Source organism: Ensifer sp. GW821-FHT05G01, assembly GCF_059419585.1.
Window position 1 is genome coordinate 115,218 of record NZ_JBWKSC010000016.1, and the last position, 19,757, is coordinate 134,974.

Genomic DNA, 19,757 nt, shown 5'->3' on the forward strand with positions numbered 1-19,757 from the left:
ATCGATTGAGAGGGGGCAGGGCGCTTAGTGCTTCTGCCCCTTTATGTTCATGTCGAATTCGACGACGTTGGAATAGATCGGTGTCCCGACGGCCATGCCATAGGGCGAGCGAAAGATGCTGCCCCGGATCATGAACGAGATCGAGCGGCTGTTCCAGTCCGTCAGCTTTACCGAGAAACGTTCCTTCCGGGTTTTGCCGCGCGCGGTCAGGGTGCCTTCGACAGCGGCTGAGTCAGGGCCGGTCTGCGTGATGCTGGTCGAGCGGAAGGTGACGGTGCGGTAGGTTGCGCTGTCGAAGACTGCGCTCGACTTCAGGAAGTCTTCGACGCGACTTTCTCCGGTCTCGACACTGTCGGGATAGAGCGTGAACTCGACTGACGAGCGGCTGATATTGTTGCCGTCTATGCGAAAATTGCCTGAGAATTTGCCGAAGTCGCCGACAATGCCGCCGCCACCGACTTGGGCGACGGAAAAATGGACGCGCGACGCCCCGGTGATGCCGTAGTTGCCGGCAGCGTCCTGGAGTTGCGGAGCACTGGCTCTGGCAATATCTGGTCCAGATGCGCTCGTGAGCACGATACAAAGTGCCAATGCTGATGGCGATGGTTTCGATTTCTGCATGATCATGGGTTATTTCCTCTTGGCAACCAGGGGCGCGCCGCTGGCTTTCTCGGTTTCGCCGTGACGCCGCTGTCGCAACGTCAACATGCGGGCCAGAACCTCATCGCGCCTGATGATGTGGTGGTAGAGAGCGGCCAGGGCGTGGACGAGGACGAGGGTGAGCATCACGTAGGCCAGGATCGCGTGCGTTGACGTCCAGACGGTCTCGGCCGCCTCTGATTTCGCCATCGGCAGATGCGGGATGACGAACCAGTCGAAATAGAAGCTCGGAATGTTCAGGGTCGATGTCGACGCGACCGCCCAGCCGGCAAGGGGCACCGCCAAGGTGAGAACGATCAGCACAACATGCGTTGTTGCCGATGCCTGCCGTTCAAGTGGCGAAAGGCCCGCGGTCGCCTCTGGTTTCCGCTCGAGGAGATGCCAGGCGGCCCGAAGCGCCGCGAGAGCAAGCACGGTAAAGCCGAACGATTTGTGCCATTGGTAGAGTGAGAATTGCAACGCCGGATCCAGCGATAGTCTGCGCATGGCGAAGCCGAGCGCGATCAGGCCAAGGATCAAAGCGGCGATCGCCCAATGGAGGACGATCGTCACGCAACCGAATGTCGATCTGCTGTTTCGCAGCATGGCAAGCTCCCGCGATTTCAGACGAAGTCCAAGACTTCGCTCTGGTCGCTCGGATGGGACCCACAGGCCCTGGCTTTTATTCGCCGACGATACCGTAAATCTGCGGGCCGTTTACGTTGATGCGCGCGAAAGACGCCTCATTTGCTTGTGATCAGGCCGCGGGCTGGCTGGTCTGGTCTCTGCAAAAATCCAACCTATCGCGGAACATCAATCATGACCGAGAATAAGCCGACACACCAGTTGATCCCACTTGAAAACGTGGTGTTGGACCACGCAAACGCCGGCATTGCACTGGCGACGGAGCGCCGGTTCGAGGACGCGCTCGAACAGTGGCGGCTGGCCGCGCAACTGGCGGACGCAAATTTCGAGGGGGAAGATCTCTATTATTGGGTCAAGGGTGGTTACGGTGCTGCGCTTCACGACGTCGGTCGTCACCGCGACAGCATCGCCGTTTCGAAGCTTGTTCGTGCGTGGGCGCTTTCACTGCGCCAGCCGCTCGCATCGATGACCATTGCACGCTCTTACCTGGCACTCGGCGAGGCCGAGAACGCCTATCCCCATATCCAGGACGTCCACCGGTTGGTGGGTGACGAGGTGTTCAATTTGTTCGACCGGCGGCACCTGGCGGAAATCCGCAGGGCGCTTGCGGTGAAGGCGTAGGTCAGGGTGCCCCGGTCATCTCCTGAAGCGCGATGCCGAGGTCGTCGGTCACGGTCTGCATCATGAGATTGCGGACGGCTGGCGGCGACAGCAGGGGCACCGGCAGCACCGCCATGCTGGAAAGGCCAATACCGAGACCGAGGATCCGCCACGCGATCGTTTCCGACACGGCGCCTATGCGGAATTCACCGGCTGCAATGCCATCCGCGATGATGTCACAGAGAAGGCGATGCCAACAGGAAACGGCCTCAGCGTAAGCCTCTGCCAACGCGATGTCGGCCTGGGCCGCCCTCCATGCCTCCGCCCAGAAGCGCATGCCGTTCTCGCGCGCGTTGTCCGTGTGGTCGCTGACGAAGAGCTTGAGTGCCGACGTCGCTGCGAGCGTCGGCCTCATCTTTACGAATTCGGCCCGGGCCGCAGCCTCGTAATGCTGGAAGGCCGCACATTTGAGTTCGCTTGCGGTCTTGAAGTGATGGTGGATGATGCCGTTTGCCGCTCCCATTTCGGCGGCTACCCGCCGTGTCGTCATCCCGTCAAAGCCGTCCTTCAGCATGACGGCAATGGCCGCCGCGATGATCGCCTCACGCCGGGCGAGGCGGGTCATGTACACCATATTCAGTCTCCGGTTGTATCCGGTTGACATAGCGCAGATTTGATCATATGTCCAATTTGAGCGTTGGCTCAAATCGTTGGCGGACGATCTAAAACCGCGGCCGGCCTTTTTGGTCTGGTCTTCGTTTTCATCCATTGATTTTCAGGAAACGCTCATGAGCGAACATGCATTGCCGTCCGATGCCGAAATTACCTTCCGCCGTATCTCGGCACTGACTGTCTGCGACGTCTGCGAACTCAGCGAAACGCTGAGCGAAGAACAGCGCAACATGGTGGCCGACAACGGCACGTCGATTGCCGAAGCACATTTCTCCGAGAGTGCCTGGTTTCGCGCAATCTACGCCGAGGAAACGCTTGTCGGTTTCGTCATGCTGCACCAGGGATCGGATTGGGACGATGGCATCGATTGCCCCGGCGTCTACCTCTGGCGCTTCATGATCGCCCGACCTTTTCAGGGCAAGGGCATCGGCAAGAAGGCGATCGACCTTGTAGTGCGCGACCTCAAGGCGCGCGGGATCCGCGAGCTTTACACCAGCTACGGCCTGGGCGAGGCAAGCCCGGAAGGCTTCTACAAGGGACTGGGCTTTGTTCGAACAGGTGACAGCTACGGCGAAGAGCCGGAGGCCGTGCTGAAATTTGCGGCCTGAACGAGACATCATTGGCGGCGCTCGACCAGGCGTCGCCTGGAATATTTACGAGAGAGACATGCAAAACGACCTGCACGAGGCCAATCGCCTCTCATGGAACGCGGCAACCGCCGCGCACAACAGCCACAAGGGTGATCAAGGCGCGTTCTTCCGCAACGGCGGCTCGACGCTCTATCCCGAAGAGATCGAATTGCTCGGCGACTTGGCCGGCCTCGATCTCTTGCATCTGCAATGCAACTCCGGCCAGGACAGTTTGAGCCTTGCCCGCCTGGGTGCCAACGTCACTGGCGTCGACATTTCCGACGAAGCCATCGCATTTGCCACACGGCTTTCGAGCGAAAGCGGCATTGCGGCGACTTTCGAGCGCGCCGACCTTTTCCACTGGTTCGAAGGCGCTCGAGCACGCGGCGCTGTGTTCGATCGCGTCTTTGCGTCCTATGGCACCATATGCTGGTTATCCGACCTCGGGCCGTGGGCTCGAGGTATCGCTTCGGTGCTGAAACCCGGCGGCCGGTTCGCCTTCATCGAGTTTCATCCGTTTGCGATGGTCTTCGATGAAACGTGGACGCCACGTTATGACTATGCACCGCGAGAGCCGATCTCCGAAGCGGGCGTTGGCGATTACGTCGCAGCTTCCGGGACGGGTCTGGCACCGGATGGCTACGAGCAGGGGGTGGTGGATTTCCGCAACCCCCACCCCTCATTCGAGTTCAATTGGGGCATCGCCGACGTCGTCCAGGCGCTGATCAACGCCGGTCTCAAGGTCGAATGCCTGAAGGAATATCCCTATGCCAACGGCTGGGTCGGCTTCGAGGCGATGCGCGACAGTGGTGGCGGGCGGATGCTGCCACCCGAAACCATGCCCAGCGTTCCGCTGATGTATGCGATTGCGGCGGCGAAACCAGACGCGACAACGCAGGTTTCGGCAGGGAAGCGGTCCGAGGCAAACATCCGACCCTACCGCGCAGAGGATCGTGACAGGCTGGTCGATATCTGGCTCTCCGCCTCGCGCGTCGGGCACCCTTTCCTTGGCGAAGAGCGCCTGCTCGCCCAGCTCGGGATGGTTCGCGACACCTACCTGCCGATGGCGGATAATTGGGTTGCGGAAGTGGACGGGCGTCCGGCCGGCTTCATCGGCCTGATCGACAGATTTATCGGCGGGCTGTTTGTGGATCCGGAAATCCATGGTGCCGGCATCGGCCGCGGGCTGATCGAGCACGCGGCAGCGAGGCTCGGGCATCTCGATGTCGGCGTCTATGCCGATAATGCCAGTGCCGTTGAATTCTATCGCCGTCGCGGTTTTGTCGAGACCAGCCGGCAAGAGACGGATGATGAAGGGTTGCCTTTTGCTGTGATCCACATGGCTCGCCCTTCCTGAGCAACAAACGACCGACAGGGCCACTCGTTTTGGCCCTGTCGGGAATATTGCGTGCCGCATGCTTTCCTTTGCCGGTGGCATTTGCTAGGCCGCTTTCCGGAGAAACGTACCTGACCCGGAGGAAATTTCATGACGCCTGACATCCGCCCGCTCGTCGCCGGAAACTGGAAGATGAACGGAACGCGCGCCTCGCTCGATCAGATCAAGGCGATGGCCGAAGGGGTCAAGGGCGATCTGTCAGGTAAGGTCGAGACGCTGATCTGCCCGCCCGCGACGTTGCTCTATGTGGCGACGGCGCTGTGCGACGACAGTCCTCTGATGATCGGAGCTCAGGATTGCCATCAGAAGCAGTCCGGCGCACACACCGGTGACATCTCGGCCGAGATGATCGCCGATTGCTTCGGTACCCATGTGATCGTCGGCCATTCCGAGCGCCGCACCGACCATGCCGAACAGGACGGGCTGGTGCGCAAAAAGACCGACGCTGCACACGCTGCCGAGCTCATCGCCATTGTCTGCATCGGCGAAACAGGTGACGAGCGCAAGGCGGGCAAGACGCTCGACGTGCTCAAGCGTCAGCTCGCCGAAAGCCTGCCCGATACCGCCACGGCGGAAAACACAGTTATCGCCTACGAGCCGGTCTGGGCGATCGGTACGGGCCTGACGCCGACAACTGCCGACGTCGAGGAGGCGCATGCCTTCATGCGCAACGAACTGGTGTCGCGCTTCGCCGACGCCGGTGCCAAGATGCGCATCCTCTATGGCGGTTCGGTCAAGCCGTCCAATGCCCGCGAGCTGATGGGCGTTGCCAATGTCGATGGGGCACTGATCGGTGGTGCGAGCTTGAAAGCCGAAGACTTCCTCGCCATTTACCGGGCTTATGAAGATTTGACGGCCTGATTGTCCGGCACAAATCGGGCAGGGGGTTGGAATAGCGGACAGGTTGGTATAAAGAGGCGCGAAAATTGCGCCCGGGAAACCCCGTGTCCGCGCAAGATTTGATTCGTTTGCCCAAAGGGCAGGACTGGAAGCTGATGCAGACCGTACTACTCGTCATCTATCTCATGGTCGTCGTTGCCCTGATCGGCGTCGTTCTCATTCAGCGTTCTGAAGGCGGTGGCCTCGGCATCGGTGGCGGCTCGGGCTTCATGTCCGCACGCGGCACGGCCAATGCGCTGACCCGCACCACGGCGATCCTTGCCGCGCTGTTTTTCGTTCTGGCCCTGGCGATGGGCATCCTTGCCCGTTACGAGCCGCAGGCGACCGACATCCTTGACCGTATTCCGGGCACCAGCTCGGGTGGCGGCGTGCTCGATTCGCTTGGCGGCGGCAACACCCAGGCTCCGGCCGGTGGCGCAACGCAGCAGCCGGCGACCGGCAACGGCGCTACTGCACCGGCTCCCGCCACGACAGGCGAGGCTCCGGCCGGCGGTGCGACAACAACGCAGACGCCGGCAGCCGGCGCCAACGGCAATACGGGATCGCAAGTTCCCAGCGGCCAATAAGGTCGCAAATTAGAAGAACCCGCCGGCGGATGGCACCATCCGCCGGTTTTGTTTTGTGTGAAAATCAGATTCCCTTCGAAGACGGAAAAATTCGGATAGACGAATTTTTCGGTGGCGGAATCGTTTGTTAAAAGGTATCCGGTGACTCCCATGGCGCGATATGTATTCATCACTGGCGGCGTGGTTTCCTCCCTCGGAAAAGGCATAGCTGCGGCTGCTCTTGGAGCATTGCTGCAGGCGCGTGGCTACCGGGTGAGACTGCGCAAGCTCGACCCCTACCTCAACGTCGATCCGGGCACCATGAGCCCGACCCAGCACGGCGAGGTGTTCGTCACCGACGACGGTGCCGAGACCGATTTGGATCTCGGCCACTATGAACGCTTCACGGGGCGTTCGGCGACGAAGACCGACAACATCACCACTGGCCGGATCTACAAAAACATCATCGACAAGGAACGCCGCGGCGACTATCTCGGCGCAACCGTTCAGGTGATCCCGCACGTTACCAACGAGATCAAGAATTTCGTTACCGAAGGCAACGACGACTATGATTTCGTGCTGTGCGAGATCGGCGGCACCGTCGGCGACATCGAAGCGATGCCGTTCATGGAAGCGATCCGCCAGCTCGGCAATGATCTGCCGCGTGGCACGGCCGTCTATGTGCACCTGACGCTGATGCCCTATATCCCGGCGGCGGGCGAACTGAAGACCAAGCCGACGCAGCATTCGGTAAAGGAGTTGCAGGCGCTCGGCATTCATCCCGACATCCTGCTGGTTCGCGCCGACCGCGAAATCCCCGAAGCCGAACGCCGCAAGCTGTCGCTGTTCTGCAACGTCCGGCATTCGGCGGTTATCCAGGCGCTCGATGTTGCCTCGATCTACGACGTGCCGATCGCCTACCACAAGGAAGGTCTCGACAACGAAGTGCTTGCCGCCTTCGGCATCGAGCCGGCACCGAAGCCGCGCATGGCAGCGTGGGAAGAGGTTGCCGATCGTATCCGTACGCCGGAAGGCGAAGTCACGATTGCGATCGTCGGCAAGTACACCGGCCTGAAAGATGCCTACAAGTCGCTGACCGAAGCGCTCTATCACGGTGGCATTGCCAACCGGGTCAAGGTCAAGCTCGAGTGGATCGAGTCGGAAGTCTTCGAAAAGGAAGACCCGGCGCCGTATCTTGAAAAAGTGCACGGCATCCTGGTTCCCGGCGGCTTCGGCGAGCGTGGCTCCGAGGGCAAGATCAACGCGGCGCGTTTCGCCCGCGAACGCAAGGTGCCGTATTTCGGCATCTGCTTCGGCATGCAGATGGCGGTTGTCGAAGCGGCGCGCAATCTCGCCGGTATCGACAAGGCGTCCTCGACCGAGTTCGGCCCCACCAAGGAGCCGGTCGTCGGCCTGATGACCGAATGGGTGAAGGGCAACGAACTCCAGAAGCGTTCCGCTTCCGGCGATCTCGGCGGCACCATGCGCCTTGGCGCTTATCGCGCGTCGCTGAAGGGTGGCACGAAGATTGCCGACATCTACGGCACGACCGACATCTCGGAGCGTCATCGCCACCGTTACGAGGTCAACGTCGACTACAAGCCGCAGCTCGAATCCTGTGGCCTGGTCTTCTCCGGCATGTCGCCTGATGGCATCCTGCCCGAGACCGTCGAGTACCCTGATCACCCGTGGTTCATCGGCGTACAGTACCATCCGGAGCTGAAATCGCGTCCGCTCGATCCGCACCCTCTGTTCGCGAGCTTCGTTGAAGCCGCGCTGGAACAGTCGCGCCTGGTTTGATCCGCGATCGCGGTTCTGAAAATGACGGCCGGTCCCTTGTGACCGGCCGTCGTCGTTTCAGCGTCCTGTGCTGCATCGTCACCGGCGTGACTGATGTCCTTGCCGCCGTGAGAAGATGTAGCTGTACAGGCCGCCGACGGCGAACGGCAGCATGAAGGCTGCAATCGTTACCGGCGCGAGCAGCGGTCCTGCGTTCAGGGCCAATGCGGCCAGCATCAGCAGGCTGCCGGATACCAGCATCAAGCGGCCGGTGAGGCGATGCGTCGCCACCCAGTTTTCCGGGTCGGCGAGGGTCCATGGCAGGCGGAGGCCGGCAATGCTGTTGGGTTGCGATTTCGGCATCACGTTGCCGATGACGACGGAAAGCAGGCCCATCGCGAATGCGATGACGTTGACCATCGATATATCGAACCCGAGACCTATGAGCACGATGACGGTTTGGATTGCCATGAAGAGTGCAAGGATGCCGGTCGAAGCCGCGGCAACGACATGGCGGCCGGCCTGTCGTCCGGGTGCGAAGCGCTCGGTAAAGGCCATCAAAGCCAGAACGACCGTTGCGCCGACCGGAGCCGTCAGCAGCGCCCGGTCGCGCGGCCAGAACGCATCCGGCTTGCCGTCGATACCCCAATGGATCGGAAGCTCGGTGGCGGACGGTATCATGAGATAGCCGGCGATCGTCGTGGCGACGAGCGCGGCGGCCAAGGGCAGCACCAGCGGAGAACGCAGCACAGAGGTCATGGCGTTTGATCCTTCTTGCCCAGAAGTCCGCTCAAGGCTTCTTCCAGGATGGACATGTTGAGATGATAGATGAGGCTGGTGCCCCGGCGTTCCACCGCGACCAGTTCGGCATCGCGCAGCTTGTTGAAGTGCACCGAAAGCGTCGGCTTGGTTAGATCGAAATGACCGGCGAGCTCGCCGGCGCTCATCGGACCGGTTTTCAGCAGGGTCAGAATTTGTCGCCGTACCGGGTGTGAAAGCGCTTCGAAGACGGTGTTGATCCGCATGTTCATGTTCCGTTGTAACTCAATAGTTAGATAATTATCTAATTAGAGTCAACGCGAAGAACGAATCGCGCTGAACAGCAAAACACACGTCGCGAAACGCGCCGGGTGCATGGAGATTGCGCCTGAAGCCGGGGGCTATTGCTGATCGGCGCTTGCGAGCTTGCGCCATTGCGGGATGCGCCAGATGGTGATGAAGCGCAACAGCCACTCCAGTGGACCATAGGCGAAGCGCCGCATCCACCAGCCGCTGAGAACGAGCTGTGCGGCGTAGATGATAAGGGCAATCAATACGGTTTCGAGCGGCGAGACATGGCCGATCAAGCCGAGGCCGTAGCCATGGAAGATGAGGGCGCAGATGAGCGACTGCAGCAGATAATTCGAAAGCGCGGTGCGGCCAGCCGGTGCAAGCAGATCGCGCAGCCATCGGCCGCCGGCACTGTCAAGGAGCAGCACCATGGCGCCGACATAGGCTCCCGTCAGCAACGGTGCTGTCAGGAGCCCAATGGCAAGCCCGATGATCGCCAGCGGCGTATCGCTCATCTCGACGCCGGTATAGGCATAAACGACGGCGCCGGGCAGGCCGACGAAGAGGCCGAGCCGAACGAGCCGCCGGAGCAGGCCGCGGTTTTCCTGCGGGCGAGACAGGATCTGCCGGCGCCCGGCAATCAGGCCGACGAGGAACATGGCGAGCGCCGATGGCGCCTGCAACAGACCAAGGATCACCCAGACTGACGACAGTTCCGTCAGGTGCTGTCCGATGATCGATTGCCAATTGCCTCGGAAGGCCGCTTCCGTCGCTGCGGCCGCGGCGACGATTGCATCCCGGTCAAGCGAAGGAGGTTCCAGGACGGCGACGACGCCAAGAGCGAACCATGCGAGAGCCGTGCCGATCACCAGAAAGCGAGCGAGACGCCAGAGGGTGGCATCGCTTCGTGTCCGCAGCATCATCAGCGCGATGCCGAGAACGGCGTAGGTCGTCAGGATGTCGCCGTGAAACAAAAGCACCCCATGCGCCAGCCCGATCAGCCAGAGCCCCACTTGGCGCCGCAGGAGGCGCGGCACAAAGGCATCGCCGGCTTTTTCGGCGGAGCGCATCTGCAGCGTGAAGCTGTAGCCGAAGAGGAAGGAGAAGAGCAGGTAGAACTTCATCTCGAAGAACAGCGCGACGATAAGGTGCACGGCGCGGTCGAGGCCGGTATCGTACGACGGATCCGGCAGTTCGAGGCCGTAAAATGCCGAAGCGAACGCCATGCTGTTGACAAGCAGGATGCCGAGCAACGCGAACCCGCGCAGTGCATCGACCCCGTCTATGCGGTCTTGGGTGGTCATGGTCATCTCCGTTTCGGCAGGCGCTATGGCTCCCACCGGATCCAACTGATTCAAAACATGTATCGGAGAACGGATCGGGCGATTGCATGGCCGATTTAGCCGCTTCAATCATCCATCTCGGTAGTGCGCCGCGTCAGCCGTTCAACGGTGGTCAGGTTGCGTTATTTAATAAATAGAGTAATCTATCTAATAATTAGCGACGGTAACGTCAAGGCTCTCACCGGGCCGGTATGGGCGAGGGTGGTCAAGGGATCGGTTTTGGAGATTGCAGTCCGGCTGACGCGACTATTTACGTGTGGCGTTGGTCCTCAGCCAGACGGTCTGGCGCCGGGCGCGACGCAGCGCCGTGAGCGCCGCGCCGAGTGCGACAATGACAAGTGCGGCGAGCAACACTTCGCCATCGCCAAGCCACAGCCCCTCAAAAGCGGAAACCACGGCCGCGAGCGTGATTGCCGCCATGCGGTGCTGTTTTGCCATCGGGCCGGAAAAGTCGCTCGGCGCACCATTGGCGCGTCCGAGTTCGCGGACATAGGCAGTGAGCACGGCGAACGCGCCTGCGGCAAAGCCGAGTGCTGGCAGGCCGATGCCGTAGCCGGCACCGACGAGAATGAAGAGGTCGGCGACCCGGTCGGGAAATTCGTTCCAGAAGGGACCATCCGGTGCCCCCTTGCCACCCTCGACGGCAACCATGCCGTCAAACAGATTGCAGAGCAGACGCAACTGGCAGAACAGAGCCGCCGCCATGAAGAGAAGCGAGCGAAGTCCGTCCTGGGTCTCGCTCGTCAGCCAGAAGGCAAGGCCTGCCAGCGCCGCGGCCGCCATGCTCGCCTGCGATATCTGGTTGGGCGTGATCGCCATCGCTGCGAGCCGCCGAGCGATCGTCTGCGCCCAGCGGGTATTGCGGCTCGCGAGCGGCCTTCGGTCACCGGTGTCTGTCATGGTTCAAGTTCCCCCGCGGCTGATCGAATAGTTGTAGGCAACCGCATAGCTGGTCGAGACCATGAGCGGTACGGCAATGGTCTTCAGGATTTCCGGGGTTCCGGTTGCCGCGTGGATTGCAACGAGAATGCTCGTCGAGGCAAGGCAGGCCAGAAGCGGCGGCATCCACAACCGTGTGATGCCGCGGAAACGAAGCGACAGCGTGTCGATCGTCGACTTCAGGCAAAGCGTCAGCGCCGCTGAAAGCGCGCCCTGCACAATGCCGGCAACGAGCGGCCGCGGCATCGGGTGAAGCCTGTTGGCAAACAGCGCCCATCCGCCCATGGCCACAAAGGCAAAAAGCACGTGGACGACGCTGCTGCGAGCAAGGGCGCGCAGATGGCTGTTCATGTCAGCGACCACCAGTATCGCGTCAGATGGAAGAAGATCGGTGCCGAAAACACCACGGAATCCAGACGGTCGATCAGGCCGCCATGCCCTTCGATCAGATGGCCCCAGTCCTTTACGCCACGGTCCCGCTTGATCGCCGACATCACCAGTCCGCCGAAAAAGCCCATCAATGTGATGATGAGAGACATCACGCCTGCCTGAAGCGGTGTGAATGGCGTGATCCACCAGAGCGAGGCGCCGAGCAGCGTGGCGCTCGCAACGCCGCCGACAAACCCCTCCACTGTTTTCGACGGAGAGAGTTTCGGCGCGATCTTGGTGCGCCCGAAGAGTTTGCCCCAGACATATTGCAGCACGTCGCTCGATTGCACGACGATCACCAGGAAGGCGATCAGGAGCACGTTGCGCCCTTCGTAACCGGGGATCTGCAGCGTCAAAAGCGCCGGCACATGCGAGGCGCAGAAGACGCAGATCATCAGTGCCCATTGAACTTCCGAAATCCGCAGCAGGAAGTTTTGCGTGTCGCCTCGCAACACCGCGATGATCGGCATCAGCAGGAAGGCATAGACGGGAATGAAGATCGCATAGATGCCGTACTCTTCGGCCCAAAGCAGATAGTAGTTGATCGGCAATGCAAGGAAGAAGGCCGCAGCGATCGCCCAGTGATCGGCCCGCCTTGTGTTGATTAGCGTGATGAATTCGCGCAGCGCTGCAAACGAGCAGAAGGCGAAAAGCAGAAGCACCCCGACACGTCCGGCGATGAAGGCGATGGCGATGAGGAAGACCATTGCCCACCACGCCTTAATGCGGGCGTTGAGGTTCTCGATCGCGCCATTGGAGCCATCCGGCGACAGCTTGCGCTGCAGAACGTAACCGACCGACGAGGCGAACAGCAGGATGCCGCCGACGCCGAGCAGCAGGGTGACCATGTCGGAAGTCGTCGTGCTCATGCGTCGTTGTCCGTCTGGGTCGGGGCGAGGGACAGCAGTGCGCCTTGTGCCCTGGCGATGAAGTCTTCCTTGCTCTCGTCAGCTTCGACTTTGAGCGGTTCGCCGAAGTTGATCGTGCAGATCAGCGGGATCGGAACGAACTCGCCCTTCGGCATCACCCGGTTGAGATTGTTGATCCACACCGGGACCAGCGCCACGTCCGGCCGCTTGCGCGCGAGGTGATAGAGCCCGCTCTTGAACGGCAGCAGCTTGGCGTCTGTCTGGTTGCGCGTGCCTTCGGGAAAGACGATCAGCGAGGCGCCTTCGTCGAGTGCGGTTGCCATCTGCTCGACCGGGTCGCTGGTGCGAGCGGCGGGATCGCGCTCGATCAGAACGGCATTGAAGACGTCGCGGCCGATAAAGGATGTCAGCTTTGACTTCAGCCAGTATTCGGCGCCGGCGACAGGGCGGGCGCGTTGGCGAAGCCACGGCGGCAACACGGCCCAGATCAGAATGAAATCGCCATGGCTTGAGTGATTGGCGAAATAGACGCTTTGCCTCGGAGGCAGGCCGGTTTCGTGCCAGAGTGCCCTGGCAGCGGTCAGCGCACGTGCAAACATCATGATGGCGACTGAAGCGAGCTTGGCAAGAAAATCGCGAATCATGCTGCTTCGATCTCACCCGCAAGAGATGCCGTTGTTGAAGGGCGCTTCGCCCCTCGTGCCCGGATGCGTCTCACGCTGTGCAATGCATTGATCAAATGGTGGCCCTCAAAATGGCAGGCCTGTCGTAACCTCAGGCTGCATTTGCCGACTTTACGCGATTGCGTCCGCTTCACAAGCGGCCCCAGTCGCTGCTGAGATGATGACGTTTGGGCGCCGCGAATTCTTCGATCTCCGTAAGGTTTTTACGCGCACCCAGAAAAGATGCGACGTCTCACCGCAGTCTTTGCCTCAAGGACGGCTTCTATCCAGCGTTGACCGCTTGCAACTCCGGCGCTAATTTCCGAGGGTCAATAAGAGGAGCGTCGTCCAATGCGCCAGTAATGCCCGGTGAAAACCGAATTCGCCTCAACTTCGCTCGCGAAGGGGATGGACGATGGCATTGCTCGACCCGCACAACGGACAGACGCAAAGGCACCTTTGCCTGCAAATTCCATTCCCCGTGAGCGGTCATGTTTGGACATGTTTCCAAGGACCGATTATGCAAGACACAACGAATAAGCTCGATATCATCGATCACAACCGCCAGGCCTGGGACCGCCAGGCAAGCGAGCAACGCGAATGGTCAAGACCGGTGACGCCGGAACTGATCGCTGCCGCCCGCAACGGGCAATGGCAAGCGCGGCTGACGCCCGGTGACCTCCCGAAAGGCTGGCTGCCCGACATCAGCGGCCTGAAGATCCTGTGCCTGGCATCGGCCGGCGGTCAGCAGGCACCTATTCTGGCGGCGGCCGGTGCCGAGGTCACCGTCTTCGATATTTCGGAACGCCAACTCGATCAGGACCGGCTGGTGGCGCAGCGCGAAGGTCTGGCGCTGAAGGCCGTCCAGGGCGACATGCGCGACCTCTCGGTCTTTGCCGATGGTGCCTTCGATATCGTCTTCCATCCGATATCGAACCTCTATGTGCCGGATGTCCAGCCGGTCTGGCGCGAATGCCACCGGGTGCTGAAGACGGGCGGTCGGCTGCTGGCAAGCTTTTACAATCCGGTCGTCTTTATCGGCGACCGCGACCCGAGCCATGCCGAGCAGGGGCTCATCCGACCGGCCTACGCGCTTCCCTTTGTCGAGGCCGAGCATGTCTCCCCCGACCTGGTGCGGTCAAAGATCGAAAGGGGCGACGCACTGGTGTTTGGGCACAGCCTGGCTGAGCAGATCGATGGCCAACTCCGGGCCGGTTTCGTGCTGGCTGGCTTCCACGAGGATCGGCAACCGGTGCCGCGCTTCCTGATTGACAGGTTCATGCCGACCTTTATCGCCACCTGCGCCATCAAGAGCGATCTTGGTCTTTAGCGCGCTTGAGCCGACCCCGCTGTTCGGGTCGTAAACACAGAGGTAACGAGGACAACCGCAGCACCCGACGCGACGCTGCGGTTCCCAACGCCGCTCGTAATCCCATGTTACGTCGTGTTACTGTTACGTACTCGCCAAATCATCGGATTCATTCTTTTCTGTTCTCCAGCGAAACCGGAAAGGGTCAATGCATATGCGCTACATAGCTTTGTTGTTTGTGCCTCTGACGATTGCCCTGCTGGGGCTGTCGGGCTGTGCCACGACGTCGTCGAGCAATACGACCTACGCGCAGCCGCAAACATCCGCCCCCGGACTCGGAGCCTCGAGTACGGGCAATGCCACGGCGGCTCCAGGCTACTATTGACGCCGAGGCAGTTCGGCGCCTGCTGGCAGCCGTAAAACCGCGGCGGGCGGTGCCCGGCGCGGACGGGTTGTGTTTGTTGAGGATGTCTGGGTCAAGGCGGCCAATCGGCGCCATGGCCGGCAGCCGGCTTGCATTCGCCGGGCAAAAGTTGCAAACAGCGGCAAACCATCAGGGAAACCGCCATGAGCCTCTCCAAGCGCACCACCCGCCCGCTCGATCATCTCGTGCTGCCGGTGGACGCACTTGAACAGGCGCGGCGACGGCTCAATGATCTCGGCTTCACCGTGGCCGAGGATGCACGCCATCCCTTCGGCACCGAAAACGCCTGCGTCTTCTTTTCCGACAGCACCTATCTCGAGCCGCTTGCCGTCGCTTCGCGCGAGGAATGCGAAGCCGCCGCCCTGGACGGCAACGCCTTCGTCGCCCGCGACCAGGCATTCCGTTTCCGTCAGGGGCCGCAGGGGCTGTCGGCGATCGTGCTCGGCACCGAGGACGCAGCCTCTGACCACATGCGGTTCCGCGCCCATGGTATCTCGGGCGGCGACATGCTGGAGTTTTCGCGGCCGATGCGGCTTCCCGACGGCCGGGAAGGGCTGGGCTCGTTCCGGCTGGCTTTTGCCGCAGACCTGCGCTCGCCGGATTTCTTCCTGTTCAGCTGTCAGCGTGTGCGCGCGCTTCCGAGCGAGCGCGGTGCGCTGGAGCGGCACGACAACGGCGTGCTCGGGATTTCCGAGGTCGTGCTATCGGAGACGAACCCGACCGATTTCCAGTACCTCCTGCAAGAGGCAGTCGATGAGCGTGAAGTCGAAGCGCATTCTTTCGGCATGGACATCGAGACGACGAACGCCAAGATCTCGGTGCTGAGCGCCGCCGGCATGGAAGCTTTCTTCGGCCGTTCCGTTCGCAGCGCCGAGCGCGGCCTGCGTGGCCGGGCCGTGGTCTTCCGTGTCGCCGACCTCGAGGTGACGCGCGCGCACTTTGCGCGCAACGATATCGAATTTTCAGAAATGGGCGGACGCCTCATTGTTCCCGAAATGCCGGGGCAAGGGGTGATCTTCGCGTTTGGAGCTTGATAATGGAAACGAATGCCAGAGTAGTTGTCGGTGAGGGTTCAAAGCAGGTCGCCTTCTCGCAGAAGGAGCGGCTGTCGCTGATCGCCGGCCCCTGTCAGATGGAAAGCCGCGAACACGCCTTCATGATGGCCGGAAAACTTGTCGAACTCTGCAAGTCGCTCGACATCGGCCTCGTCTACAAGTCGTCCTTCGACAAGGCCAACCGCACGTCGCTTTCGGGCAAGCGCGGCATTGGCCTCGACACGGCGATGGAAGTCTTTGCCGACCTCAAGAAGGAGTTCGGCTTCCCGGTGCTGACTGACGTCCACACCGAGGAGCAGTGCGGGCTCGTCGCCAAGACCGTCGACATCCTGCAGATCCCGGCCTTCCTCTCGCGCCAGACCGATCTTTTGGTGGCAGCCGCCAAGACCGGCCGCACCATCAACGTCAAGAAGGGCCAGTTCCTGGCGCCTTGGGACATGAAGAACGTGCTTGCCAAGTTCACGGAAAGTGGCAACCCCAACATTCTCCTGTGCGAACGCGGCGCGTCCTTCGGTTACAACACGCTGGTGTCCGACATGCGCTCGCTTCCGATCATGGCTTCGCTCGGCGCACCCGTCGTTTTTGACGCCACGCACTCGGTGCAGCAGCCCGGTGGGCAGGGTGGTTCGACCGGTGGCCAGCGCGAGTTTGTCGAGACGCTTTCGCGGGCGGCCGTTGCCGTCGGCATTGCCGGCCTGTTTGTCGAAACCCACGAGGATCCTGACAACGCTCCGTCCGATGGCCCCAATATGGTGCACTTGAAGGACATGCCGCGGCTGCTCGAAAAGCTGTTGGCCTTCGATGCCGTTGCCAAGGGCTGAGACAGCCTCGTGAAATTTTCATGAACCCCGGTGGCGCGGTTGTTTTTACATCTTGCGCGCCATTGAAATTCCCGGGCCTTCGCTTATGACAGGCCCGACCCCACCACCGTCCTCAAGTAGGGAAGAGATCATGACTGCAATCATCGACATCATCGGCCGAGAAATTCTGGACAGCCGCGGCAACCCGACCGTCGAGGTCGACGTCTACCTGGAAGACGGAAGCTTCGGCCGGGCGGCAGTCCCGTCGGGCGCTTCGACCGGTGCGCATGAGGCTGTCGAGCTGCGTGACGGTGGAACGCGTTACCTCGGCAAGGGCGTCGAGCGCGCTGTCGACGCCGTCAACGGCGAGATCTTCGAAGCGATCGGCGGCCTCGATGCCGAAAACCAGATCCAGATCGACAAGACCATGATCGAGCTTGACGGCACGGCCAACAAGTCGCGCCTCGGCGCCAACGCCATCCTCGGCGTTTCGATGGCTGTCGCCAAGGCCGCTGCAGAAGCCTCCGGTCTGCCGCTCTACCGTTACGTCGGCGGCCCGAACGCGCACGTGCTTCCGGTACCGATGATGAACATCATCAACGGTGGCGCCCATGCTGATAACCCGATCGACTTCCAGGAATTCATGATCGTTCCTGTCGGTGCCGATACGATGCGCGATGCGGTCCGCATGGGTTCGGAAGTCTTCCACACGCTGAAGAAGCAGCTCTCTGCCGAAGGCCACAACACCAATGTCGGTGACGAAGGTGGTTTCGCGCCGGGCCTCGCTTCCGCTCCGGCGGCACTCGACTTCATCATGAAGTCGATCGAAAAGGCCGGCTACAAGCCGGGCGAAGACATGTTCATCGCGCTCGATTGCGCTGCGACCGAATTCTTCAAGGACGGCAAGTACGTTCTCGAAGGCGAAGGCCGTACGCTGGAGCCGGGCGCCATGGCCGAGTACCTGGCCGAACTCGCTGCCAAGTACCCGATCTTCTCGATTGAAGACGGCATGGCGGAAGACGACTGGGATGGCTGGAAGGCCGTGACCGATCTCATCGGCAACAAGTGCCAGCTCGTCGGCGACGACCTGTTCGTCACCAATTCCGCGCGCCTGCGCGACGGCATCAAGATGGGCGTCGCCAACTCGATCCTCGTCAAGGTCAACCAGATCGGTTCGCTGTCGGAAACGCTCGACGCGGTCGAGACGGCGCACAAGGCGCGCTACACCGCCGTCATGTCGCACCGGTCGGGCGAGACCGAAGACGCGACGATCGCCGACCTCGCGGTTGCCACCAACTGCGGCCAGATCAAGACCGGTTCGCTTGCCCGTTCCGACCGGCTCGCAAAGTACAACCAGCTGATCCGCATCGAAGAGCAGCTCGGCCTGCAGGCCAAGTACGCAGGCCGCTCGATCCTGCGCGGCTGATAGCCTCGATCGATCGTTGAAATTTTGACCCGCTCACGGCCTCCGTGGGCGGGTTTTGCTTTATCCGGCCATTCATGGTCAACGGTCGGTTAATCAATGCCCGCTAGTCTCTATTCCGTAATGCGTATCAGGGTGTGACGGGATGTGGACACGGCATCATAAGAAACGGAAACTGGGCCGGCTGGTGCTGCCGCTGATCGCGGTCGCCTTTCTCTCCTATTTCGGCTATCATTCCATTCATGGCGGCTACGGCTTGAAGGCGACGGAACAATTCGATCGCCAGATCGTTGAGCGGCAGGCACGGCTGGACGAGCTCACAAAGCAGCGTACGACTCTCGAAAAAGAGGTCCAGCTGATGAGCGACGGTTCGCTGGAGCGCGACATGCTGGATGAGAAAGCTCGCCTCGCGCTCAACATGTCGCGGAGCGACGAAATCGTTATTTTCCACCGCATGACGAATTAACCGAAATTCGGTTAATTGATATTTCTTGTTTTAATTCAACATCTTGCGCGGAATGCGAGCCATGCAAATATGGCATTGCTGTGGCGCTTTTCTTTCCCTATGGTAACTCTCAAAGGCTAACCATTGGGAGGAATGAATGGCTCCGCGAAAAAACGCGTCCGTCTCCAGCCGTAAGACCGCAGCAAAGCCGGCCAAGAAGGACTTGAGCGGCGGCAATATCGCCGAATTCACCAAAGAAGACGAACTGAAAGCCTACCGCGAAATGCTGCTGATCCGGCGTTTCGAGGAGAAGGCCGGCCAGCTCTATGGCATGGGCTTTATCGGCGGCTTCTGTCACCTCTATATCGGCCAGGAAGCTGTCGTCGTCGGCATGCAGATGGCTTTGAAAGACGGCGATCAGGTCATCACCGCCTATCGTGACCATGGCCACATGCTGGCCTGCGGCATGAGCGCCCGTGGCGTCATGGCCGAACTGACGGGTCGTCGCAGCGGTCTTTCCAAGGGGAAGGGTGGCTCGATGCACATGTTCTCCAAGGAAAAGCATTTTTACGGCGGTCACGGTATCGTTGGCGCCCAGGTGTCGCTCGGCACCGGTCTGGCGTTTGCCAACCGCTACCGCGGCAATGACAATGTCAGCGTCGCCTACTTCGGCGACGGCGCGGCCAACCAGGGCCAGGTCTACGAGAGCTTCAACATGGCGCAGCTGTGGAAGCTCCCGGTGATCTACGTGATCGAAAACAACCGTTACGCCATGGGTACCTCGGTCACCCGCGCCTCGGCGCAGACCGATTTCTCCAAGCGCGGTGTTTCCTTCGGTATTCCTGGTTTCCAGGTCGATGCCATGGACGTTCGCGCCGTCAAGGCTGCGGGCGACGAGGCAGTCGAGTATTGCCGTTCCGGCAAGGGCCCGATCATCCTGGAAATGCAGACCTATCGTTACCGCGGTCACTCCATGTCCGACCCGGCGAAGTACCGCTCCAAGGACGAAGTGCAGAAGATGCGGTCGGAGCACGATCCGATCGAGCAGGTGAAGGCGCGTCTGGCTGAGAAGGGCTGGGCGAGCGAGGACGAGCTGAAGCAGATCGACAAGGACGTCCGCGATATCGTCGCCGACAGCGCCGATTTTGCCCAGGCTGATCCCGAGCCGGATGTATCCGAGCTCTACACCGATATCCTGCTTTGA

Annotated in this window: 22 protein-coding genes; 12 read left to right on the forward strand and 10 right to left on the reverse strand. The window is 61.0% G+C overall.

What is annotated here, in order from left to right; all coding sequences use genetic code 11:
* Positions 1-24 precede the first annotated feature (24 nt).
* Together AC07UR_RS30530 and AC07UR_RS30535 are read right to left on the reverse strand one after the other, a co-directional pair.
* Complete coding sequence (locus AC07UR_RS30530; RefSeq protein ID WP_209792850.1) at positions 25-627, reverse strand: YceI family protein; 603 nt, start codon at positions 625-627, stop codon at positions 25-27.
* A 3-nt stretch (positions 628-630) separates the two neighbouring features.
* Entirely contained in the window at positions 631-1,245 is a 615-nt protein-coding gene (locus AC07UR_RS30535) for a cytochrome b (protein WP_209792852.1), read from the reverse strand.
* Between the two features lie 213 nt (positions 1,246-1,458).
* Between AC07UR_RS30535 and AC07UR_RS30540 the strand changes: the two genes are divergently transcribed.
* On the forward strand, positions 1,459-1,905 hold the full coding sequence (locus AC07UR_RS30540; protein WP_209792854.1) for a hypothetical protein: 447 nt from the start codon (positions 1,459-1,461) through the stop codon (positions 1,903-1,905).
* Position 1,906: 1 nt separating this feature from the next.
* Here the strand turns inward: AC07UR_RS30540 and AC07UR_RS30545 are convergent, their stop codons facing one another.
* Positions 1,907-2,518, reverse strand: a complete 612-nt coding sequence (locus tag AC07UR_RS30545) for a TetR family transcriptional regulator C-terminal domain-containing protein (RefSeq protein WP_209792856.1) — start codon at positions 2,516-2,518, stop codon at positions 1,907-1,909.
* Between the two features lie 154 nt (positions 2,519-2,672).
* Between AC07UR_RS30545 and AC07UR_RS30550 the strand changes: the two genes are divergently transcribed.
* The 5 genes from AC07UR_RS30550 (at position 2,673) to pyrG (ending at position 7,826) form a co-directional block, all read left to right on the forward strand.
* Positions 2,673-3,164 (forward strand): GNAT family N-acetyltransferase, encoded by a 492-nt coding sequence (locus AC07UR_RS30550; protein ID WP_209792859.1) that lies wholly within the window; start codon positions 2,673-2,675, stop codon positions 3,162-3,164.
* 58 nt (positions 3,165-3,222) lie between these two features.
* A complete protein-coding gene (locus tag AC07UR_RS30555; protein ID WP_209792861.1) occupies positions 3,223-4,542 on the forward strand; it encodes a GNAT family N-acetyltransferase in 1,320 nt (439 codons plus the stop codon).
* Between the two features lie 129 nt (positions 4,543-4,671).
* Positions 4,672-5,442, forward strand: coding sequence for a triose-phosphate isomerase (gene tpiA / locus AC07UR_RS30560; RefSeq protein ID WP_209792863.1), 771 nt, complete (start codon positions 4,672-4,674; stop codon positions 5,440-5,442).
* A 134-nt stretch (positions 5,443-5,576) separates the two neighbouring features.
* Entirely contained in the window at positions 5,577-6,047 is a 471-nt protein-coding gene (gene secG, locus AC07UR_RS30565; RefSeq protein WP_209792865.1) for a preprotein translocase subunit SecG, read from the forward strand.
* Between the two features lie 141 nt (positions 6,048-6,188).
* Positions 6,189-7,826, forward strand: a complete 1,638-nt coding sequence (gene pyrG / locus AC07UR_RS30570; RefSeq protein WP_327795898.1) for a CTP synthase — start codon at positions 6,189-6,191, stop codon at positions 7,824-7,826.
* Between the two features lie 78 nt (positions 7,827-7,904).
* On the opposite strand, the gene AC07UR_RS30575 is transcribed toward pyrG, so the two are convergent.
* The 7 genes from AC07UR_RS30575 to AC07UR_RS30605 form a co-directional block, all read right to left on the reverse strand.
* Positions 7,905-8,564 carry an SdpI family protein gene (locus AC07UR_RS30575; protein ID WP_209792867.1) on the reverse strand — a complete coding sequence of 220 codons (660 nt, stop codon included), beginning with the start codon at positions 8,562-8,564 and terminating at the stop codon, positions 7,905-7,907.
* A complete protein-coding gene (locus tag AC07UR_RS30580) occupies positions 8,561-8,830 on the reverse strand; it encodes an autorepressor SdpR family transcription factor (protein ID WP_209792869.1) in 270 nt (89 codons plus the stop codon). The genes AC07UR_RS30575 and AC07UR_RS30580 overlap by 4 nt, the downstream gene beginning before the upstream one ends.
* 135 nt (positions 8,831-8,965) lie before the next feature.
* Positions 8,966-10,159, reverse strand: coding sequence for a DUF418 domain-containing protein (locus AC07UR_RS30585; protein ID WP_234942061.1), 1,194 nt, complete (start codon positions 10,157-10,159; stop codon positions 8,966-8,968).
* Positions 10,160-10,444: 285 nt separating this feature from the next.
* Positions 10,445-11,098: a CDP-alcohol phosphatidyltransferase family protein gene (locus AC07UR_RS30590; RefSeq protein ID WP_209792873.1), complete on the reverse strand. Its 654-nt coding sequence runs from the start codon at positions 11,096-11,098 to the stop codon at positions 10,445-10,447.
* A gap of 3 nt (positions 11,099-11,101) precedes the next feature.
* Positions 11,102-11,488 (reverse strand): hypothetical protein, encoded by a 387-nt coding sequence (locus tag AC07UR_RS30595; protein WP_209792875.1) that lies wholly within the window; start codon positions 11,486-11,488, stop codon positions 11,102-11,104.
* On the reverse strand, positions 11,485-12,435 hold the full coding sequence (locus tag AC07UR_RS30600) for a phosphatidate cytidylyltransferase (protein WP_077498349.1): 951 nt from the start codon (positions 12,433-12,435) through the stop codon (positions 11,485-11,487). Before AC07UR_RS30600 ends, AC07UR_RS30595 begins: the two co-directional genes overlap by 4 nt.
* Positions 12,432-13,079, reverse strand: a complete 648-nt coding sequence (locus AC07UR_RS30605; RefSeq protein WP_209792878.1) for a lysophospholipid acyltransferase family protein — start codon at positions 13,077-13,079, stop codon at positions 12,432-12,434. Before AC07UR_RS30605 ends, AC07UR_RS30600 begins: the two co-directional genes overlap by 4 nt.
* Positions 13,080-13,617: 538 nt before the next feature.
* Between AC07UR_RS30605 and AC07UR_RS30610 the strand changes: the two genes are divergently transcribed.
* The 6 genes from AC07UR_RS30610 to pdhA all read left to right on the forward strand — a co-directional run bounded on the left by AC07UR_RS30610 (position 13,618) and on the right by pdhA (position 19,757).
* On the forward strand, positions 13,618-14,427 hold the full coding sequence (locus tag AC07UR_RS30610; protein WP_209792880.1) for a class I SAM-dependent methyltransferase: 810 nt from the start codon (positions 13,618-13,620) through the stop codon (positions 14,425-14,427).
* Positions 14,428-14,973: 546 nt separating this feature from the next.
* On the forward strand, positions 14,974-15,864 hold the full coding sequence (locus AC07UR_RS30615; protein WP_209792881.1) for a VOC family protein: 891 nt from the start codon (positions 14,974-14,976) through the stop codon (positions 15,862-15,864).
* On the forward strand, positions 15,864-16,706 hold the full coding sequence (kdsA, locus tag AC07UR_RS30620) for a 3-deoxy-8-phosphooctulonate synthase (RefSeq protein WP_209792929.1): 843 nt from the start codon (positions 15,864-15,866) through the stop codon (positions 16,704-16,706). Before AC07UR_RS30615 ends, kdsA begins: the two co-directional genes overlap by 1 nt.
* A 130-nt stretch (positions 16,707-16,836) precedes the next feature.
* Entirely contained in the window at positions 16,837-18,111 is a 1,275-nt protein-coding gene (gene eno / locus AC07UR_RS30625) for a phosphopyruvate hydratase (protein ID WP_173419804.1), read from the forward strand.
* A gap of 142 nt (positions 18,112-18,253) precedes the next feature.
* Positions 18,254-18,574, forward strand: a complete 321-nt coding sequence (locus AC07UR_RS30630; protein ID WP_173419805.1) for an FtsB family cell division protein — start codon at positions 18,254-18,256, stop codon at positions 18,572-18,574.
* Between the two features lie 136 nt (positions 18,575-18,710).
* Positions 18,711-19,757, forward strand: coding sequence for a pyruvate dehydrogenase (acetyl-transferring) E1 component subunit alpha (gene pdhA / locus AC07UR_RS30635; RefSeq protein ID WP_173419806.1), 1,047 nt, complete (start codon positions 18,711-18,713; stop codon positions 19,755-19,757).

Bases quoted from the DNA above. Each gene is read 5' to 3' on its own strand.
- AC07UR_RS30605 (WP_209792878.1), bottom strand. From the start codon at position 13,079: ATGATTCGCGATTTTCTTGCCAAGCTCGCTTCAGTCGCCATCATGATG.
- pdhA (WP_173419806.1), top strand. From the start codon at position 18,711: ATGGCTCCGCGAAAAAACGCGTCCGTCTCCAGCCGTAAGACCGCAGCA.
- eno (WP_173419804.1), top strand. From the start codon at position 16,837: ATGACTGCAATCATCGACATCATCGGCCGAGAAATTCTGGACAGCCGC.
- AC07UR_RS30575 (WP_209792867.1), bottom strand. From the start codon at position 8,564: ATGACCTCTGTGCTGCGTTCTCCGCTGGTGCTGCCCTTGGCCGCCGCG.
- tpiA (WP_209792863.1), top strand. From the start codon at position 4,672: ATGACGCCTGACATCCGCCCGCTCGTCGCCGGAAACTGGAAGATGAAC.
- secG (WP_209792865.1), top strand. From the start codon at position 5,577: ATGCAGACCGTACTACTCGTCATCTATCTCATGGTCGTCGTTGCCCTG.
- AC07UR_RS30610 (WP_209792880.1), top strand. From the start codon at position 13,618: ATGCAAGACACAACGAATAAGCTCGATATCATCGATCACAACCGCCAG.
- AC07UR_RS30535 (WP_209792852.1), bottom strand. From the start codon at position 1,245: ATGCTGCGAAACAGCAGATCGACATTCGGTTGCGTGACGATCGTCCTC.
- AC07UR_RS30555 (WP_209792861.1), top strand. From the start codon at position 3,223: ATGCAAAACGACCTGCACGAGGCCAATCGCCTCTCATGGAACGCGGCA.
- AC07UR_RS30580 (WP_209792869.1), bottom strand. From the start codon at position 8,830: ATGCGGATCAACACCGTCTTCGAAGCGCTTTCACACCCGGTACGGCGA.
- AC07UR_RS30540 (WP_209792854.1), top strand. From the start codon at position 1,459: ATGACCGAGAATAAGCCGACACACCAGTTGATCCCACTTGAAAACGTG.
- AC07UR_RS30545 (WP_209792856.1), bottom strand. From the start codon at position 2,518: ATGGTGTACATGACCCGCCTCGCCCGGCGTGAGGCGATCATCGCGGCG.
- AC07UR_RS30585 (WP_234942061.1), bottom strand. From the start codon at position 10,159: ATGACCACCCAAGACCGCATAGACGGGGTCGATGCACTGCGCGGGTTC.
- AC07UR_RS30615 (WP_209792881.1), top strand. From the start codon at position 14,974: ATGAGCCTCTCCAAGCGCACCACCCGCCCGCTCGATCATCTCGTGCTG.
- AC07UR_RS30530 (WP_209792850.1), bottom strand. From the start codon at position 627: ATGATCATGCAGAAATCGAAACCATCGCCATCAGCATTGGCACTTTGT.
- AC07UR_RS30600 (WP_077498349.1), bottom strand. From the start codon at position 12,435: ATGAGCACGACGACTTCCGACATGGTCACCCTGCTGCTCGGCGTCGGC.
- AC07UR_RS30595 (WP_209792875.1), bottom strand. From the start codon at position 11,488: ATGAACAGCCATCTGCGCGCCCTTGCTCGCAGCAGCGTCGTCCACGTG.
- AC07UR_RS30550 (WP_209792859.1), top strand. From the start codon at position 2,673: ATGAGCGAACATGCATTGCCGTCCGATGCCGAAATTACCTTCCGCCGT.
- AC07UR_RS30630 (WP_173419805.1), top strand. From the start codon at position 18,254: ATGTGGACACGGCATCATAAGAAACGGAAACTGGGCCGGCTGGTGCTG.
- AC07UR_RS30590 (WP_209792873.1), bottom strand. From the start codon at position 11,098: ATGACAGACACCGGTGACCGAAGGCCGCTCGCGAGCCGCAATACCCGC.